This window comes from Bradyrhizobium sp. USDA 223 (genome assembly GCF_044909005.1).
In the GTDB taxonomy this organism is placed as follows: domain Bacteria; phylum Pseudomonadota; class Alphaproteobacteria; order Rhizobiales; family Xanthobacteraceae; genus Bradyrhizobium; species Bradyrhizobium yuanmingense.
Map to the genome: position 1 here is coordinate 7612992 of NZ_JBIYDR010000001.1, position 17942 is coordinate 7630933.

Annotated in this window: 14 protein-coding genes; 9 read left to right on the forward strand and 5 right to left on the reverse strand. The window is 64.2% G+C overall.

Annotated elements, in window-relative coordinates:
- Position 1: 1 nt before the first annotated feature.
- The gene (metF, locus tag ABIA40_RS35430; protein WP_404545869.1) at positions 2–922 is read right to left on the reverse strand and encodes a methylenetetrahydrofolate reductase [NAD(P)H]; all 921 of its coding nucleotides are present in this window, start codon (positions 920–922) and stop codon (positions 2–4) included.
- A 372-nt stretch (positions 923–1294) separates the two neighbouring features.
- On the opposite strand from metF, the gene ABIA40_RS35435 reads away from it, so the two are divergent.
- A complete protein-coding gene (locus ABIA40_RS35435) occupies positions 1295–2314 on the forward strand; it encodes an LLM class flavin-dependent oxidoreductase (protein ID WP_404545871.1) in 1020 nt (339 codons plus the stop codon).
- A 157-nt stretch (positions 2315–2471) separates the two neighbouring features.
- Here ABIA40_RS35435 and ABIA40_RS35440 read toward each other — a convergent pair whose 3' ends face one another.
- On the reverse strand, positions 2472–3329 hold the full coding sequence (locus ABIA40_RS35440) for a prephenate dehydratase (protein ID WP_404545873.1): 858 nt from the start codon (positions 3327–3329) through the stop codon (positions 2472–2474).
- 21 nt (positions 3330–3350) lie between these two features.
- A complete protein-coding gene (locus ABIA40_RS35445; RefSeq protein WP_035998024.1) occupies positions 3351–4091 on the reverse strand; it encodes a 3-deoxy-manno-octulosonate cytidylyltransferase in 741 nt (246 codons plus the stop codon).
- A 231-nt stretch (positions 4092–4322) separates the two neighbouring features.
- Here ABIA40_RS35445 and ABIA40_RS35450 point away from each other — a divergent pair, with 231 nt between their 5' ends.
- The 6 genes from ABIA40_RS35450 to ABIA40_RS35475 all read left to right on the forward strand — a co-directional run bounded on the left by ABIA40_RS35450 (position 4323) and on the right by ABIA40_RS35475 (position 12833).
- A complete protein-coding gene (locus ABIA40_RS35450; RefSeq protein WP_109142421.1) occupies positions 4323–4877 on the forward strand; it encodes a cytochrome c family protein in 555 nt (184 codons plus the stop codon).
- A 209-nt stretch (positions 4878–5086) separates the two neighbouring features.
- Positions 5087–7000, forward strand: coding sequence for an extracellular solute-binding protein (locus ABIA40_RS35455; protein ID WP_271542829.1), 1914 nt, complete (start codon positions 5087–5089; stop codon positions 6998–7000).
- A gap of 14 nt (positions 7001–7014) precedes the next feature.
- Positions 7015–8901, forward strand: a complete 1887-nt coding sequence (locus tag ABIA40_RS35460; protein ID WP_404545876.1) for an extracellular solute-binding protein — start codon at positions 7015–7017, stop codon at positions 8899–8901.
- A gap of 2 nt (positions 8902–8903) precedes the next feature.
- Positions 8904–10013, forward strand: coding sequence for a microcin C ABC transporter permease YejB (locus tag ABIA40_RS35465; protein ID WP_035998032.1), 1110 nt, complete (start codon positions 8904–8906; stop codon positions 10011–10013).
- Complete coding sequence (locus ABIA40_RS35470; protein ID WP_271542831.1) at positions 10013–11191, forward strand: ABC transporter permease; 1179 nt, start codon at positions 10013–10015, stop codon at positions 11189–11191. Before ABIA40_RS35465 ends, ABIA40_RS35470 begins: the two co-directional genes overlap by 1 nt.
- A gap of 4 nt (positions 11192–11195) precedes the next feature.
- On the forward strand, positions 11196–12833 hold the full coding sequence (locus tag ABIA40_RS35475) for an ABC transporter ATP-binding protein (RefSeq protein WP_404545878.1): 1638 nt from the start codon (positions 11196–11198) through the stop codon (positions 12831–12833).
- 7 nt (positions 12834–12840) lie between these two features.
- On the opposite strand, the gene ABIA40_RS35480 is transcribed toward ABIA40_RS35475, so the two are convergent.
- Both ABIA40_RS35480 and ABIA40_RS35485 read right to left on the reverse strand, forming a co-directional pair.
- The gene (locus ABIA40_RS35480; protein ID WP_404545880.1) at positions 12841–13695 is read right to left on the reverse strand and encodes an NlpC/P60 family protein; all 855 of its coding nucleotides are present in this window, start codon (positions 13693–13695) and stop codon (positions 12841–12843) included.
- Positions 13688–15061: a leucyl aminopeptidase family protein gene (locus ABIA40_RS35485; protein WP_404545882.1), complete on the reverse strand. Its 1374-nt coding sequence runs from the start codon at positions 15059–15061 to the stop codon at positions 13688–13690. The genes ABIA40_RS35480 and ABIA40_RS35485 overlap by 8 nt, the downstream gene beginning before the upstream one ends.
- Before the next feature lie 450 nt (positions 15062–15511).
- On the opposite strand from ABIA40_RS35485, the gene ABIA40_RS35490 reads away from it, so the two are divergent.
- Entirely contained in the window at positions 15512–17011 is a 1500-nt protein-coding gene (locus ABIA40_RS35490) for a metallophosphoesterase family protein (RefSeq protein ID WP_404545884.1), read from the forward strand.
- A 96-nt stretch (positions 17012–17107) separates the two neighbouring features.
- The gene (locus ABIA40_RS35495; RefSeq protein ID WP_271542835.1) at positions 17108–17935 is read left to right on the forward strand and encodes a tetratricopeptide repeat protein; all 828 of its coding nucleotides are present in this window, start codon (positions 17108–17110) and stop codon (positions 17933–17935) included.
- Positions 17936–17942: the final 7 nt, after the last annotated feature.

The following is a 17942-nucleotide window of genomic DNA, read 5'->3' on the forward strand; positions in this document are numbered from 1 at the left end:
CTTACGCCGCCTTCTGCGCGCTCTTGGCGCGAATGCCGAGCAAATGGCTGATCGCGAACACGAGATCGGCGCGGTTCATGGTGTAGAAATGGAAGGTGTCGACGCCGTGCTTGGCGAGCTTCTGCACCTGGCCGGCCGCGACGGTCGCGGCCACCAGCTTGCGCGTTTCGGCATCGTCATCGAGGCCCTCGAACTTCGCCGCGAACCAGTCCGGCACCGTGGTGCCGGCACGCGTCACGAAATTGCGCGCCTGCTTGAAATTGTGCATGGGCATGATGCCCGGCACGATCGGAATGTCGATGCCGCGCGCACGCACGCGGTCGAGATAGCGGAAGTAGAGATCGTTGTCGAAGAACACCTGCGTGATCGCGCGCGTCGCGCCCGCATCGACCTTGGCCTTGAGCGTGTCGATATCGGCATCGAAGTCGCGCGCTTCGGGGTGCTTCTCGGGATAGGCGGAAACCGAGATTTCGATATCGCCGTGCCGCTTCTTGATCCCCGCCACGAGTTCGGCCGAGCTCTGATAACCCTCGGGATGGCTCGAATAGGGCGTGCCGATGCCACCGACGGGATCGCCGCGCAAGGCCACGATGTGGCGGACGCCGACCTCGTGATAGCGGTCGACGATCTCGTCGATTTCGCCGCGCGAAGCACCGACGCAGGTCAGATGCGCCGCCGGCAGCAGCGCGGTTTCTTTCAGGATGCGCGTGATGGTCGAATGGGTGCGCTCGCGCGTCGAGCCGCCGGCGCCATAGGTCACCGAGACGAATTTCGGCTCGAGCGGGGCCAGCCGGTTGACGGTCTCCCAGAGATTGCGCTCCATCTCTTCCGTCTTCGGCGGAAAGAATTCGAAGGAGATCGCAGCCCGCTTCAGGTGCCCGTCCTGCCGGTCGGCTGTCGCAGGCGTGGTCAGGTCAGTCATGGCACCACTCACTCCAATGTAGGCCGGTGATCGGGGTCTAGCCTCGGAGAGCTAAAATACGGCAAAGGCCCCTTGATCGACAGCCCATCATGCATGGGAAGTTGCCCATTCAGGTGCAGTCTGATGGGTAATTCTTGCGAATCATGTTTTGGGTGGGAAGCGCGCTGCACGACATAATGTGTTGAATTTTCAGATATTATCTCTCGTGAACATCTTTTATGGACCATTTTCTTGGTGGGCAGACCAGAATCGTCTGCAAAGTAGCGGCGGTTGTCCCAACTCCAGTGGCTGGCGTGCCCGCCCGTCCGTACACGTCAGGCCTGCGCAGCCTGCCCATTGCCGCTGCGACCGCCTCCATTAGGTTAAGCCGCCATGATCCCGCTCTCCGTCCTCGACCTCTCCGTCGTCACAACAAGCACCAAGCCCGCCGCGGCGCTGCGCAACAGCATCGATTTGGCGCGTCACGTGGATGGCCTCGGCTATGTCCGGTACTGGCTCGCCGAGCATCACAATCTCGCCTCCGTCGCGAGCCCCGCGCCCGACCTGATGATCGGGCAGATCGCGGCGGTGACGAAGCACCTCCGCGTCGGTTCCGGCGGGGTGATGCTGCCCAACCATGCGCCGCTGGTCGTCGCCGAGCGCTTCAAGATGCTGGAAGCACTGTTTCCCGGCCGGATCGATCTCGGTCTCGGCCGCGCCCCCGGCACCGATGGCGCCACGGCGTATGCGTTGCGGAGTCGGCTCGACCGCCGCGAGGGCGACGATTTCCTGGAACGGCTGCACGAGCTGATCCTGTGGGAGACCCGCGAATTCCCCGCAGGGCACCCCTACAACAACGTCGTCGCCATGCCCGACGACACCGCCCTGCCGCCGATCTGGCTGCTCGGCTCCAGCGATTATTCCTCGGAATTGGCCGCGCAGGTCGGCATGGGCTTCGCCTTCGCCCATCATTTCGCGTCCCACGACGCGATCGATGCGATGGTGCATTACCGCAATCGCTTTCAGCCCTCGGCCTGGCGTGCGAGCCCACATGCCATTCTCGCGGTCGCCGTCATCGCGGCCGATACCGACGAGGAGGCCGAAAGGCTCGCCTCGTCCTTCGACCTCAACCGTCTTCGCCGCGACCGCGGTCAATATCTGCCGCTGCCGAGCGTCGAGGAGGCGATGGCCTATCCGTATACGGACGCCGAGCGCACCTCGATCCTGCGTAACCGTTCGCGCCTGTTCGTCGGCAGTCCCGCGACGGTGCAGAAGAAGCTGCAGCCGCTAATCTACGCAAGCAAGCCGGACGAGCTGATGGTGATCACGGCGGTGTATGACCACGAGGCGCGAAAGAAGTCGTATTCGCTGCTGGCGGAGGCGTTCGGGCTGGCGCGAAGAGAAAACGCGTAACCGCTCTCGTGCCCCGGACGCAGCGCAGCACCATGAGCGCGTTTACGCGCGTCTTCGACGCACTACGGTGATGCGCTGCTGAGCCGGGGCCCATCGCAGCCTCGAGTATTGCCGCTCTTGGGTCCCGGCTCGCGCTTCGCACGTCCGGGACACGCCACTAATCCTGCACTTCGCTGAACGTGGCGCGGAACGGATGGCCCGGATAAACGCCGACGATGCGGAATTCGCGCGAGAAGAACTTCAGCTCCTCGATGGCGAAGGCGAGGCCCTTGTCATCGGGATGGCCGTCGACGTCGGCATAGAACTGCGTGGCGAAGAAATTGCCGTCGACCATGTAGCTCTCGAGCTTGGTCATGTTGACGCCGTTAGTGGCGAAGCCGCCGAGCGCCTTGTAGAGCGCCGCCGGCAAATTGCGCACCCGGAAAACAAAAGTCGTGACGAGCGGCCCGGTGCCTTGGGGCGCCCATTTCGGCTCGCGCGCCAGCACCACGAAGCGCGTGGTGTTGTGGGCCTCGTCCTCGATGTCCTCGGCGAGGATGTCGAGACCGTAGATCTTTGCAGCAAGGCGCGAGGCGATCGCGGCCACCGTCTTGTCCTGGCGCTCCGAGATGTCGCGGGCGCTGCCGGCGGTATCGGCATGCACGATCGGCTTGATGCCGAGCTTGCGGATGATGCGCCGGCACTGGCCGAGCGCATGCACATGGCTCTCGACGCTCTTGATGTCTTCGAGCTTGGTGCCCTTCACGGCCATCAGCTGATGCCGGACCGGCAGGAACCATTCGCCGACGATGAAGAGGCCGGACGCCGGCAGGAGGTGATGGATGTCGGCGACGCGGCCGGCGACCGAATTCTCGATCGGGATCATGCCGAGATCGGCCTCGCCCGACGAGATCGCCGACAGCGCGTCTTCGAATGTGGCGCAGGGCATCGGTTCGGCGTCGGGATAGGCCTCGACGATGGCGATGTGGGAATTGGCGCCAGGCTCGCCCTGGAATGCGATCTTCATCTTGCTCATGCTCGGCCTTGTAGCAGCGGCTCAGGATTTGGAAAGGATGCTGCGCGCGGTCTCGAGGTCCGCCGGCGTATCGACCCCGCGGGGCACGGTGTCGACGATGGTGAAATCGATGCGCATTCCGGCCTCAAGCGCCCGGAGCTGCTCGAGCTTCTCCTGCAATTCCAGCGGAGACGGCGGAAGAGAGACGTAGCGCTCCAGCGCGGCGCGGCGAAAGGCATAGAGGCCGATATGGTGATAACGCGGTCCGTCGCCGGTCGGGGCGGTCGCGCGGGTGAAATAAAGTGCGCGCATCCGCCTGCCGCCAACCGAGGTTCCGATCGCCTTCACCACGCTTGGGGCGAGATCCTCTTCCTCGGTGTGGATCCGCGAGGCCAGCGTCGCGATGTCCACGGCCGGGTCTTGCAGCGGCGGCAGCACCTCGCGGATGTTGTCGATCGTGATGGTCGGGAAATCCCCCTGGACATTGACCACGATCTCGGCTTTGCCCTCGGGATCGAGCTTCTGCATGGCCTCGTGGATGCGGTCGGAGCCGGAGGGGTGGTCGCCGCGGGTCATCACGGCCTCGCCGCCATGGGCGGTCACGACCGAGGCGATCTCGTCGGTGTCGGTGGCCACCGCGACCCTGCCGATTGCGGCGGCCTCGGCACGGCGCAGCACATGCACGATCATCGGCAATCCCGCGATATCGGCGAGCGGCTTGCCGGGCAGGCGGGTGGCGGCCATGCGAGCCGGGATCAGCACCAGGATGCGGGGATCGATCATCGGGTTCAAAGGTCTGAGGTCAAGAGCCTGAAAACGGAGCGTTTTCCGCACCGGGACATGGGATGGGGACGGGCCTGAAGCCGGGTCGCTTATACGGGTTGCCAGACCCCGGGCAAACCGATATCTCAATGGCAAAACTCGGGGAAACAATAAGGAACGTTTGATTCTCCGAGGCTCGTCCTGCGGCCATCCGGGCCGCTGTTTCCTTCTTGCGGTGGGGCCTGGCCGGAAATGGACTCTTTCGAACTCAATAAGATTCTCGGCGCCGTGTTCGGCACCTGTCTCTTCCTACTGGTGACGAGCTTCACCGCGAGTGCGCTGTTCTCCCCCAAGATGCCGGAAAAGCCGGGCTTCGAGATCGCGGTCAAGCAAGATGCCGGCTCCGGCAAGGAGGGCGCCGCTGCCGCCGCACCGTCCGAACCGATCGAAAAGCTGCTCCAAACCGCCTCCGTCGAGAAGGGCTCCGCGGCCGCCAAGAAGTGTGGCGCCTGCCATACCTTCGAGAAGGGCGGCCCGAACCGGGTCGGTCCGAACCTCTACGGCGTCGTTGGCGAGCCCAAGGGCCAGGGCCGTGGTGGCTTCAACTTCTCGGCCGCCATCAAGGCCAAGGGTGGCAACTGGAGCTTCGACGACCTCAACAAGTTCCTCGCCAATCCGAAGGGCTTCATTCCGGGCACCGCGATGGGCTTTGCCGGTGTTGCCAAGGATTCCGAGCGTGCCGATATCATCGCCTATCTGAATTCGCAGTCGGAGAAACCTCAGCCGCTGCCGACGGCGTCAAAATAAGGTCCCAAGAACCGGCGCTCGAATACGGCCAGGCTGAAAAGTCTGGCCGTTTCCTTATCCGGGCCTCGCGGCGACGTTATCGGGGCGTTTGGCCGCATCCGATAGGCCGGCCGGGCTTCCAAGATGAGGAAAAAGCAACATATTCGGTCGAAACCTCGCCTATATTGGGAACTTAAAGGAGTAGCCTCCTTCAAGACAGGGATGTTGATTTGGCCATTACCCGACGCGATCTCCTGCTCACCGGCACTGCAGCCGCAGCGCTTCCAGTCCTTGGCTCCGTTGCGGGCGTTCCCGTCGGCGTGGCGCATGCGCAATCAGCAACTGAACTGACTTCCGGCGGGTTGCCTTGGCGCCACGCGCTGTCGCTGTTCGGAAAGGTCAAGTACCCCGCCGACTTCAAGCGCTTCGACTACGTCAATCCGGACGCCCCCAAAGGCGGTGTCGCGCGCCAGATCGCCGTCGGCACGTTCGACAATTTCAACATCGTCGTCTCGGGCGTGAAGGGCCAGGTCGCCGGCGCCGTCGCATTCATCTATGAATCGCTCCTGACGCAGTCGCTCGACGAGGTCTCGACCGAATACGGCGCGCTGGCCGAAGCGGTCAGCCATCCCGACGACTTTTCCTTCGTCACCTATCGCCTGCGCGCGCAGGCGAAATGGCATGACGGCAAGCCTGTTACGCCCGAGGACGTGATCTTCTCGCTCGATTCCTTCAAGAAGAACCACCCGATGTACTCGGCCTATTACAGCCATGTGGTGAAGGCCGAAAAGGTCGGCGAGCGTGACGTGAAGTTCGTGTTCGACGCACCCGGCAACCGCGAGCTGCCGCTGATCGTGGGACAGCTGATCGTCCTTCCGAAACATTGGTGGGAGGGGACGGACGCGCAGGGCCGCAAGCGCGATATCGCCACCACCACGCTGGAAGTGCCGCTCGGCTCGGGCCCCTACAAGGTCAAGGAATTCGTCGCAGGACGCTCGATCGCGCTGGAGCGCGTCAAGGACTATTGGGGCCGCGATCTTCCCATCAATGTGGGCCGCAACAATTTCGACGAGCTGCGCTACGAATATTTTCGCGATGGCACCGTTGCGATCGAGGCCTTCAAGGCCGACCAGGTCGACTGGCGCACCGAGAACAGCGCGAAGAGCTGGGCGACCGCCTACGATTTCCCGGCCGTGACCGAAAAGCGGGTGATCCTCGAGGAATTCGTCAATCGCAGCTCGGGCGTGATGCAGGCCTTCGTGCCGAACCTGCGCCGCGCCAAGTTCAGCGATCCGCGCGTGCGTCGTGCGCTCAACTACGCGTTCGACTTCGAGGAGATGAACAAGCAGATCTTCTACGGTCAGTACAAGCGCATCAGCAGCTATTTCGACGGCATCGAGGAGCTGATGGCAACGGGATTGCCGCAGGGTAAGGAGCTCGAAATTCTCGAGACCGTCCGCGCCCAGGTACCGCCCGAGGTCTTCACGACGCCCTACACCAATCCGGTCGGGGGTAGTCCGGAGGCGGTGCGCGACAATTTGCGTGAGGCGCTGCGCCTGTTCAAGGAAGCCGGCTACGAGGTGCGAGATCGCAAGCTGGTCGACGTCAAGACCGGTGCGCAGTTCTCGCTGGAATTGCTCAACTCGGATCCCAGCTTCGAACGAATTACGCTGTTCTACAAGCCGTCGCTGGAGCGGCTCGGCATTGCGGTGAGCGTTCGGACGGTCGATCCGACCCAGTATGAGAACAGGACGCGCGAGTGGGACTTCGACATCGTGACGAACTCCTGGGGCGAGTCGCAATCGCCGGGCAACGAGCAGCGCGAGTTCTGGTCCTCCAAATCGGCCGACATCGCCGGCTCGCGCAACATCGCCGGCATCAAGAATCCGGCCATCGACAAGCTGATCGAGCGTGTGATCTACGCCACTGATCGCGACGATCTCGTCGCGGCCACCAAGGCCCTCGACCGCGTGTTGCTGTGGAATCACTACGTCGTGCCGCAATGGACCTACAACAAGGTCCGCACCGCGCGCTGGGATCGCTTCGGCCGGCCGGCGGAATTGCCCAGGTATGGTCTGTCCGGCTTCCCGTTCATCTGGTGGTACGACGCAGACAAGGCGGCACGGATCGCAAAGAAATCGTGAAGGACAATCCCCGCATGACGCAGATGTCACGCCGCCATGTGCTGGTCCTGGGTGTTGGCGGCGCCCTCGGGGCGTCCGTCGGCGCGCCGCTGGCGCGCAGCGCGCGAGCATCGGAAGCGGCGACCGAGGCGCACGGCATGTCGGCATTCGGCGATCTCAAATATCCCGCCGACTTCCGTCATTTCGATTACGTCAATGTCGACGCGCCGAAAGGCGGCACGTTCTCGCTGATCCCGTCGGTGCGGGCCTACAATCAGTCCTACCAGACCTTCAACTCGCTCAACGCCTTCATCCTGAAAGGCGACGGCGCGCAAGGTATGGGTATGACGTTTTCGCCGCTGATGGTCCGGGCAGCTGACGAGCCTGACGCAATGTACGGGCTGGCGGCCAAATCCGTGCAGATATCGCCGGACAAGCTGGTCTACCGCTTCACGATGCGGCCCGAGGCGAAATTCCACGACGGGACCAGGCTCACAGCCCACGATGCGGCTTTTTCGCTGACGACGCTGAAGACTAAGGGGCATCCGTTGATCATCGTGCAGATGCGCGACATGATCAGTGCGGAAGCCCTCGACGATGCGATGCTCGTCGTCACCTTCGCCAAGGGGCGCGCGCGCGACGTGCCGCTCTATGTCGCCAGTCTGCCGATCTTCTCGAAGGCGTACTACGCCTCCCGCCCGTTCGATGAATCGTCTCTGGACATTCCGCTCGGCTCGGGTCCGTACAAGGTCGGCAGGTTCGAGGTCAATCGCTACATCGAGTTCGAACGTGTGAAGGACTGGTGGGCCGCTGATCTACCGCCCTGCCGCGGCAGCTATAATTTCGATGTCGTCCGCTACGAGTTCTATCGCGACCGCGATGTCGCCTTCGAGGGCTTTACCGGCAAGAGCTATCTCTATCGCGAGGAGTTCACTTCGCGCATCTGGGCGACGCGCTATGACTTCCCCGCGGTGAAGGAAGGTCGGGTCAAGTTGGAGGTCGTGCCCGACGATACGCCCTCCGGCGCGCAAGGCTGGTTCATCAACACGCGGCGCGACAAATTCAAAGACCCCCGCGTGCGCGAGGCCCTGATCAACGCTTTCGATTTCGAATGGACCAACAAGACCATCATGTACGGCGCCTATGCCCGCACGGTGTCGCCGTTCCAGAACTCGGACCTGATGGCCGGCAATGCGCCGCCGTCGCCGGAAGAGCTGAAGCTGCTGGAGCCGTTCCGCGGCCAAATTCCCGACGAGGTGTTCGCGGCGCCGTTCACGCCGCCGGCCTCCGACGGCTCCGGACAGGATCGCAGCCTGCTCCGCAAGGCCCAGCAATTGCTGACGGAGGCCGGCGTGCCCATCAAGGACGGCAAGCGGGTGCTGCCGAACGGCGAAACGTTCAAGATCGAGTTCCTGCTGGATGAGCCCTCGTTCCAGCCGCACCACGCGCCTTACATCAAGAATCTCGCGACGCTCGGCATCGAAGCGAGCGTGCGCCTCGTCGATGCCGTACAGCACAAGGCCCGGCAGGAAGATTTCGATTTCGACATGACCATCCAACGCTTCAGCATGTCGGCGACACCGGGCGATGCCATGCGCGCGTTCTTCTCCTCGCAGGTCGCAAACACCAAGGGCTCGTACAATCTCGCTGGGGTCGCCAGTCCGGCGATCGACGCAATGATCGAGAAGATCATGGCGGCCGACAGCCGCGAAGAGCTGACCGTCGCCTGCCGCGCCTTCGATCGCCTGTTCCGCGCCGGCCGCTACTGGGTACCGCAATGGTACAACAAGACGCACCGGCTGGCCTATTGGGATCAGTTCGGCCATCCACCGAGGCTGCCGCGCTATGCCAACGGCGTCGGGGCCCCGGATATCTGGTGGTATGAACCGGCCAAGGCGGCCAAGCTCGAGCAGGCAAAATAGCCATGAGCGCCTATATCGCCCGCCGCCTGCTCCTGATGATCCCGACCCTGCTCGGGATCCTCTTCGTGTCCTTTGTCGTCGTGCAGTTCGCGCCGGGCGGCCCAGTCGAGCGCGTGATCGCGCAGCTCTCGGGCGCCGACACCGGCGGCACCTCGCGCATATCGGGCGGCAGCGATTTTGCGCAGCGCGCCCCGGGGCAGGTCGGTGCGGGCGGCGATTCCGTCAACTCGAAATATCGCGGCGCGCAGGGCCTCGACCCCGATTTCATCAAGAAGCTGGAAGTGCAGTTCGGATTCGACAAGCCGGCGCCGGAACGCTTCCTGCTGATGGTGTGGAATTTCGCCCGCTTCGATTTCGGCAAGAGCTATTTTCGCGACGTCAGCGTGCTGCAGCTGATCAAGGAAAAGCTGCCGGTCTCGATCTCGCTTGGCCTCTGGCTGACGCTTCTGACCTACCTGATCTCGATCCCGCTCGGCATTCGCAAGGCCGTGAATGACGGTGCGCGGTTCGACACCTGGACCTCGACGGTGCTCGTGCTCGGCTATGCCATCCCCGGCTTCCTGTTCGCGATCCTGCTGATCATCCTGTTTGCCGGCGGCTCCTTCTTCAACTGGTTCCCGCTGCGCGGACTGACCTCGGATGGCTGGTCGCAATTTCCTTGGTACTGGAAGATCATCGATTATTTCTGGCACCTGACGCTGCCGCTGATCGCCATGGGGTTGGGCGCGTTCACCACGATGACGTTTCTGACCAAGAACTCGTTTCTGGACGAGATTCGCAAGCAATACGTCATGACCGCGCGCGCCAAGGGCTGTAGCGAGAACCGGGTGCTCTATGGCCACGTCTTCCGGAACGCGATGCTGATCGTGATCGCCGGCTTCCCCGGCACTTTCATCCACGCCTTCTTTTCCGGCTCGCTGCTGATCGAGACCATCTTCTCGCTGGACGGGCTCGGACTGCTCAGCTTCGAGAGCGTGCTCAATCGGGACTATCCCGTGGTGTTCGGCACGCTCTACATCTTTTCGCTGGTCGGACTCGTGATCAACTTGATCTCCGACCTGACATATATGTGGATCGACCCCCGGATCGATTTCGAGGCACGGGAGGTCTGATGACGATCACCGCGCCGACGCCGATCGAGACTACCGCGAAGTCGCCGCTTGGCGATGCCGTTCCTATCACGCGCAAAGCCTTCGTGCCTTCACCGCTCAACAAGCGGCGGTGGCAGAATTTCAAGGCCAACCGCCGCGGCTACTGGTCGTTCTGGATCTTCATCGGCCTGTTCGTGATTTCGCTGTTCGCCGAGCTGATTGCCAATGATCGGCCCTTCCTGATCAAATTCGATGGCCGTCTCTATTGGCCGGCTTTCGTCACCTATTCGGAGACGACCTTCGGCGGGGATTTCGAGACGGCGGCCGACTATCGTGACCCCTACTTGCAGAAGCTGATCAAGGAGAAGGGCGGCAGCATCGTCTGGCCGCTGATCCGTTACTCCTACGATACCCACAATCTCGATCTGCCGACGCCGGCGCCGTCGCCGCCGACCTGGATGCTGACGGAGAAGCAGTGCAAGCCGGTGGTGGAGAAGAAGGGACTGAAGAGCTGCCGCGATCTCGAATACAATTGGCTCGGCACCGACGATCAGGGGCGCGACGTGGTGGCGCGGCTGATCTACGGCTTCCGCATCTCGGTGCTGTTCGGTCTTTGCCTCACCATCGTTTCGTCCGTCATCGGCATCGCGGCGGGAGCGGTGCAGGGCTATTTCGGGGGCCGGGTCGATCTGATCTTCCAGCGCTTTATCGAGATCTGGACGGCGATTCCCTCGCTCTATCTTCTCCTGATCCTGTCCTCGGTGCTCGTGCCGGGCTTCTTCGTGCTACTCGGAATCCTTCTGCTGTTCTCCTGGGTGTCGCTGGTCGGCCTCGTGCGCGCCGAGTTCCTGCGCGGGCGTAATTTCGAATACGTCCAGGCGGCACGTGCGCTCGGCGTCTCCAATCCTCTGATCATGTTCCGCCACCTGCTGCCGAATGCGATGGTCGCGACCATGACGTTCCTGCCGTTCATCGTCTCGAGCTCGGTGATGACGCTGACGGCGCTCGATTTCCTCGGCTTCGGCCTGCCACCGGGATCGCCCTCGCTCGGCGAATTGCTCTCGCAGGCCAAGGCCAATGTGCAGGCACCGTGGCTCGGCTTCTCCGGCTTCTTCTCGGTCGCGATCATGCTCTCGCTGTTGATCTTCATCGGTGAAGCCGTGCGCGACGCCTTCGACCCGCGCAAGACGTTCAGGTAAGGCCATGGATGCGATCAACCAGCCCCTGCTCGCCGTTCGCGACCTCTCGGTGGCCTTTCACCAGGGCGGCGCCACCACGCTCGCGGTCGACAAGGTCTCGTTCCAGATCAAGCGCGGCGAATGCGTCGCGCTGGTCGGCGAGTCCGGCTCCGGCAAGTCGGTCAGCGCACTCTCGATCCTGAAGCTGCTGCCGTATCCGAATGCCTCCCATCCGTCCGGCAGCATCCGCTTCAAGGGCCAGGAGTTGATCGACCGGTCCGAGCAGCAGATGCGGGAGATCAGGGGCAGCGACATCTCCATCATCTTCCAGGAGCCGATGACCTCGCTCAATCCGCTGCACACGATCGAGGCGCAGATCGGCGAGATCATCCAGCTGCACAATCCGACCAGCAATGCGCAGGCGCGCAAGCGGACGCTGGAGCTCTTGACCCAGGTCGGCATTCCCGACCCAGAGACGCGGCTGAACAGCTATCCGCACCAGCTCTCCGGCGGCCAGCGCCAGCGCGTGATGATCGCGATGGCGCTCGCCAACGAGCCGGACCTTCTGATCGCGGACGAGCCGACCACGGCGCTCGACGTCACGGTGCAGGCGCAGATCCTGGCGCTGCTCGCCGAGATCCGCGCGCGGCTCGGCATGAGCCTGCTGTTCATCACCCACGATCTCGGCATCGTGCGCCGCATCGCCGACATCGTCTGTGTCATGAAGGGCGGCCTGATCGTCGAGCAGGGTCCGGTCGAGCAGGTCTTCAAGTCCCCAAAGCATCCCTATACGCGTGACCTGCTCGCGGCTGAGCCCAAGCCCGATCCGGCGCCGCCGCAGCCGAATGCGCCGGTGGTGATGTCGGCCAATGATCTCAAGGTCTGGTTCCCGATCAAGCGCGGCCTGATGCGCAAGACGGTCGGTCACATCAAGGCGGTCGATGGGGTCAGTGTCGCCGTACGCAAGGGCGAGACGCTCGGCGTGGTCGGCGAATCCGGCTCGGGCAAGACCACGCTGGGGCTGGCGCTGCTGCGCCTGATCTCCTCGAACGGACGCATCGTGTTCTTAGGGAACGACATCCAGGGCCTGCGATTCAAGGAGATGCGTCCCTTCCGTCGCGACATGCAGATCGTGTTCCAGGATCCGTTCGGCTCGCTCTCACCGCGCATGTCGGTGGCCGACATCATCGCCGAGGGCCTGTCCGTGCATCAGCCGGCGCTCTCGCGCGAGGAACGCGAGGCGCGCGTCGTTAAGGCACTCGAGGATGTCGGACTCAACCCGGAGACGCGCTTCCGCTATCCGCACGAATTCTCCGGCGGCCAGCGACAGCGCATCTCGATCGCGCGCGCGATCGTGCTGGAGCCTGATTTCGTCGTGCTGGACGAACCGACCAGCGCGCTCGACATGCTGTTCCAGGCGCAGATGGTCGATCTGTTGCGCGAGCTCCAGCGCAAGCGCGAGCTCACCTACATGTTCATCTCGCACGATTTGCGTGTCGTCGCCTCGCTCGCCAGCCACCTCATCGTGATGCGCGGCGGCAAGGTGGTCGAGGAAGGCCAGGCTGCCGAATTGTTCAGGAATCCGAAAACGGATTATACTCGAGCGCTGTTCGCGGCCGCGTTCCGGTTGGAGACGGCCGGGAACGGGGCGGTGGCGACGTAGCGCTCCGTCAGAGCCGCTTGATCGCGACGACCTCGCTGCCAGCCGCCTTGATCCGCGCGATCGCTGGCTCGATCGGCTCGATCACCGTTGCCATGTCATGCGCATTGGCGTGAACCATGGTGGTGGCGTCGCGCACGATGGCGACATGACCTTTCCAGAAGATCAGATCGCCCCGCTGCAAGCTGCTCCATTCATGCGGCTCCAGTGTGCGGCCGAGACCGGCGAGCTGCATGTCGCTGTCGCGCGGGCAGCCGATCCCGGCTGATGTCAGCGAGACCTGGACGAGGCCGGAGCAATCGATGCCAAAGCTGCTCTTGCCGCCCCAGAGATAGGGCGTGCCGACGAAACGCTCGGCCACCGCGACGAAATCGGGCTCGCGATGATCGAGCAGAGCGAGATGCGTTCTTGGCAGATATTTGCCGTCGTGCGTCACGGCGAAGCCGCCGTCCTCGCGCACCACGGCGAGCTTCGATCCCATCACGAGCGCATCGGCAGGCGGCAGCTTGATCGAGGGGCCGGGAAACGCAAGCGTCCGCAGCGCGCCGACCACGTGCGTTGGCGCGGCCGACGGCCTTGCGAGCGCCGCATCCGGCAGCCAGCCGACATAGCCATCGTCATTGAGCTGGCCCCATGCCCAACCCTCGCCGTTGCGGTCGTAGATGGTGACGCGTTCGCCACGCAGTGCCTCGGTCATCAGCATCGCGTTCGAGGACGGTTGCTCGCGCACGGAGGCGATCGGCTCGACCACCTCGAATTCCTCGCCCGTGACGAAACGCTCCGCCTCGACCTTGCCTTCGAGATATTTGGCGGCAAGGTCGCCCCGCGCCGGCGTCAGCCTCGGGTCGTGTCCTGGATCAGGCATAGCGCTCGCTCAGCAGTGCGTAGATGGCGCGTGCGGCCTGGCATTCGCCGCCCTCGGGCCGCGCCGGCTTCGCCGACGGCGTCCAGCCATAGATGTCGACATGGAGCCAGCTCTTGGCGTGCTCGACGAAGCGTTGCAGGAACAGCGCGCAGGTGATCGAGCCGGCGAAACCGCCCGACGGTGCATTGGTGATGGTGGCGGTCTTGGAGTCCAGCCAGGCATCGTAAGGCGGCCACAGCGGCATGCGCCACAACGGATCGTTCTCCTTCATCGCGCAGCGCGCGACGTCGGCGGCCAGCGTCTCATCATGGGTGTAGAAGGGCGGCAGATCCGGCCCCAGCGCGACGCGGGCCGCACCGGTCAGCGTGCCCAGGTCGATCAGCAGATCAGGCTTCTCCTCGTCGGCCAGGGCCAGCGCGTCGGCGAGCACGAGGCGGCCCTCGGCGTCGGTGTTGCCGATCTCGACGGTGATCCCTTTGCGCGAGGTGAAGATGTCGAGCGGGCGGAAGGCATTGCCCGCGACAGCGTTCTCCACCGCCGGGATCAGCACGCGCAGCCGCACCTTCAGCTTTGCATCCATCACCATGCGCGCCAGCGCCAGCACGTTGGCGGCGCCGCCCATGTCCTTCTTCATGATCAGCATGCCGCTCGACGGCTTGAGGTCGAGGCCGCCGGTGTCGAAACACACGCCCTTGCCGACCAGCGTCACCTTGGGATGATCGGGATTGCCCCAGACGATGTCGATCAGCCGCGGCGCGCGGCTGGAGGCCATGCCGACGGCGTGGATCAGCGGAAAGTTCTTCGCCAGCTCTTCGCCGATGGTGCAGGAAAAGCTCGCGCCGAACTCGGCGGCGAGCGCTTGCGCGGCTGCGGCGAGCTCACCCGGGCCCATGTCGTTGGACGGCGTGTTGATGAGGTCGCGCGCGAGCATTGCCGCATCGGCAATCCGCTCGATCTCGGCCGCTTCGACCCCGTCAGGCGGCACCAGCCGGATCTCGGGGCGGTCTGCCTTGCGGTAGCGGGCAAAGCGGTAGCAACCCAGTGCGAAGGCGAGCGCGGCCAGCCGCGCATCGTGCGGTGCATTGGCAAACCGATAGGTGCCGGGCGGCAAGAGGCCGGCCAGGGCGCCGGGCCGAAACAGGTCGCGCGATCTTGCATCCTCTTCCTCCAGCCCGAACAGTACCTGCGCAATGGTGCCGTCGGTCGCGGGCAGCGCCAGATAGCTGCCCGGCTTGGCGGCGAAGGCGCTGGCACGCGCGAACTGGCGTTGCGCCGGCGGCAGCGTCTCGGCGACCTGATCCCAGCTCGATTTGGTGACGAAGGTGATCGGGGTGGCGGCGGATGACGTCTCGAAGACAGAAGGCATTGGCGGGTCCGGATCGTCAGTTCAGGCGAGTCATGCGAACGGACGAGACTTCGCAGAGTTTGGCCGCCGCTGCAATCGGCTTTGCCGTCACCGTTCAGCGAGCCGCTACGCGTCGCAAGGTGGGCATGCGGTTCGATGCGCTCGACGGGATCCGCGAGCGGCTTGCCATCGAATATCGACCGGGCGCGACGAAACCGTCCGCGGACAAATCTCGTATCTCGCGCCGAGAGCTGCCGTTCGCAACGCCACGGCCGCAGGGCTTTACTAGCGCTTCGGTTGTGGCATTATCAACGAACATTTTAGATTGTGTCGCTTGCTCTGCATGAACCCGAACGCAGACACGCGGCGGCATGGTGCCCGCCCAGGTTGGGTCGATACGGCTGAATCTGTTCGTCGAAGCATTTTTCTCATTGTTTAGGCGGCGCAGCATGTGCAGATGAGCGGCGCAAAATGGATAGATCGTTCGTTGTTGCGCAGATTTCCGACCTGCATCTGGACGGGTCGGGCCGGCTGCTTCCGGCCATCGAGACGCTCAGGGCCGCGATTTGCGAGAAGATGGCGGCTGCCGCGAATGTTCCCGATCGCATCCTGCTGATCACGGGCGATCTGGTGGACGACCCAACGCCGCGCGCGCTCGACGAGGCGCTCGCCGTCATCGCATCCTTCCGGCAGACAGGGCTGTTCACCGATATCCAGGCCGTGGCAGGCAATCACGACGTCAAGCGGCCGAGCCAGCGTGCGGGCCGTCACGACGCCTACGACTACCTGCACCTGCCGCGGACCGCGAAGAATGTCTATTACCCTCAGGCAGGCCTCGACCTGGTGCTGCTCGATTCCAATCGCGCCAACTTGAAGGCGCTCGCGAGCGGCAAGATCGACGAGAGCGCTTACAAGGCGATGGTCGCCGAGTCCGCCCGGCTGAGCGCCGAGGTCGCGGGAAGCATCGGTTCGACCGGGCGCGCCGACTACGCCGAGCCGGCGGAAAATCTGGTGCGTGTGCTGGCCCTGCACCATCACCCGCTGCCGCAGGCCACCGGCGAAGGAAAGCGCTTTCTAGGCATGCCGGACGAGCCGCTGATGTATCTCGCCGCACCCGCGACCTTCCTCGAGGCCGCCACCTCGCTCAACGTCGATCTGGTTCTGCACGGTCATCGCCATGTCGAGGGGCTGACCCGCTATTCCATCCCCGATCCGCGTGCGACGTCGAGCGAGAGCGGTGAGGCGTTCTGGCGCACGATCTACGTGCTCTCCTGTCCGTCCTCGACCGGGCAAGCCGGCGACGATGCCGGTTTCAACCTCGTTCATTTCGGCCCCGCGGCCGGCCGCAACGAGCACCGCTTCGCGATCACCCGCTACACGAGGCTCCGCAACGATGCGGCCTTCAGGCCGCTCGACTCCAACCTGCCGGGCGGCGTCATCAGGCTGTCGGCGGGGCGGGATTTTTCTCGCGATCCGGCCGTCCAGTCGGCGATCGAGGCGGCCTCGTCCCGCTCACTGAAACGCGACCAGGTCGCGGCGATCGTCCGCCGGCTGTTCATGCGTGGCAGCTTTTACGATGAGGCGGAGCCGAACTGGGCGATAGCGCTCTACACCTACATGGTCTCGGCCCATGCCTGGGCGGAGCTCGAGCGTAAGGCCGCGAGATCCCGGCCGGGATTCGACAGCGACGCGCTCGCCGCGGTGAAAACGCTGCTCAACCGATTGATCGAGCAATCCGCTGACGTGCTCGGCATTGATCGCGCTCGGCTCGATGAGCTCTACGGGAAAGGCCTGATCAATTGTAACGACTTCCTGCGTCAGGTGCCGCGGCTGCCTTGTGATAGTGTCGACGTTCAGCGGCGGGGGCGGCAGCGGCTGCAATTGCTGCGGGAGCTGGATCAGCAGGTGCAGGCGCTCGGCCTCGATCTCGGCCTCGGCGGCAAAGCGCCGCCGCAACCATCGCCGGCGTGAGAGAAGCGCGTCTGAGCGCTGTTAACCGGCCGTTAGGGTTAACATTCTACTGCTGACACGTTCGGCTCGATCGAGCAGCTCGAGAGTCAAAGCGTCATGCGTCAACGGATCAGGCTTACCCGGCTACTTGCTTCGACGTCGCTGGTCGCGACGGTGGCGATGAGCCTCGGCGGCTGCACGGCGATGTCGAAACTCTCGGAGGTGACGGGCTCGGTCGGCCCCCGGGCGGACGCGGCCTCCGCCGATCGCGCGCCCACCGATCCGGCGCGTGCGGTCGAAGCCTATGGCGAGCGCTACCGCGCCAATCCCAAAGATGCCGACGCCGCGCTCGCCTATGGACAGGCCTTGCGCGCCAACGGCCAGCGCGCCCAGGCCGCCGCCGTGCTCGAGCAGGCGACCATCGCCAACCCCGGCAACAAGGCGCTGCTTGCCCAGTACGGCCGCGCACTCGCCGACAACGGCAATTTCCAGCAGGCCTTCGACGTGCTGTCGAAGGCGCATTCGCCCGACAATCCGGACTGGCGCCTGCTCTCGGTGCAGGGCACCGCGCTCGACCAGATGGGCCGTCATGAGGAGGCGCGATCCTATTACGCGAGCGCGCTCAAGATCGCACCGGGTGATCCCGGCGTGCTCTCCAACCTCGGCCTGTCCTACATGCTGTCGAAAGAGCTGCCGAAGGCGGAAGAGGCGCTGCGGCAGGCGCATGCCTCGCCGCGTGCCAGCGCCCGGGTCCGGCAGAATCTCGGCCTGGTCGTCGGCCTGCAGGGCCGCTTCGCGGAGGCGGAGACCATCGTCAAGGCGGACCTGCCGCCGGACCAGGCTGCGGCCAATGTCGCCTATCTCAAGGAGATGCTGAGCCGTAGCGAGGTCCCGCGCGGCGCGCCGAAGCGGATGCCGGTCGCTTCGCTGAGCCAGCCCGGCTGATCATCTG

Excerpts from the sequence above, each read along its gene's own strand:
- metF (WP_404545869.1), bottom strand. The coding sequence starts at position 922 with ATGACTGACCTGACCACGCCTGCGACAGCCGACCGGCAGGACGGGCAC.
- ABIA40_RS35435 (WP_404545871.1), top strand. The coding sequence starts at position 1,295 with ATGATCCCGCTCTCCGTCCTCGACCTCTCCGTCGTCACAACAAGCACC.
- ABIA40_RS35440 (WP_404545873.1), bottom strand. The coding sequence starts at position 3,329 with ATGAGCAAGATGAAGATCGCATTCCAGGGCGAGCCTGGCGCCAATTCC.
- ABIA40_RS35445 (WP_035998024.1), bottom strand. The coding sequence starts at position 4,091 with ATGATCGATCCCCGCATCCTGGTGCTGATCCCGGCTCGCATGGCCGCC.
- ABIA40_RS35450 (WP_109142421.1), top strand. The coding sequence starts at position 4,323 with ATGGACTCTTTCGAACTCAATAAGATTCTCGGCGCCGTGTTCGGCACC.
- ABIA40_RS35460 (WP_404545876.1), top strand. The coding sequence starts at position 7,015 with ATGACGCAGATGTCACGCCGCCATGTGCTGGTCCTGGGTGTTGGCGGC.
- ABIA40_RS35465 (WP_035998032.1), top strand. The coding sequence starts at position 8,904 with ATGAGCGCCTATATCGCCCGCCGCCTGCTCCTGATGATCCCGACCCTG.
- ABIA40_RS35470 (WP_271542831.1), top strand. The coding sequence starts at position 10,013 with ATGACGATCACCGCGCCGACGCCGATCGAGACTACCGCGAAGTCGCCG.
- ABIA40_RS35475 (WP_404545878.1), top strand. The coding sequence starts at position 11,196 with ATGGATGCGATCAACCAGCCCCTGCTCGCCGTTCGCGACCTCTCGGTG.
- ABIA40_RS35480 (WP_404545880.1), bottom strand. The coding sequence starts at position 13,695 with ATGCCTGATCCAGGACACGACCCGAGGCTGACGCCGGCGCGGGGCGAC.
- ABIA40_RS35485 (WP_404545882.1), bottom strand. The coding sequence starts at position 15,061 with ATGCCTTCTGTCTTCGAGACGTCATCCGCCGCCACCCCGATCACCTTC.
- ABIA40_RS35490 (WP_404545884.1), top strand. The coding sequence starts at position 15,512 with ATGGATAGATCGTTCGTTGTTGCGCAGATTTCCGACCTGCATCTGGAC.
- ABIA40_RS35495 (WP_271542835.1), top strand. The coding sequence starts at position 17,108 with ATGCGTCAACGGATCAGGCTTACCCGGCTACTTGCTTCGACGTCGCTG.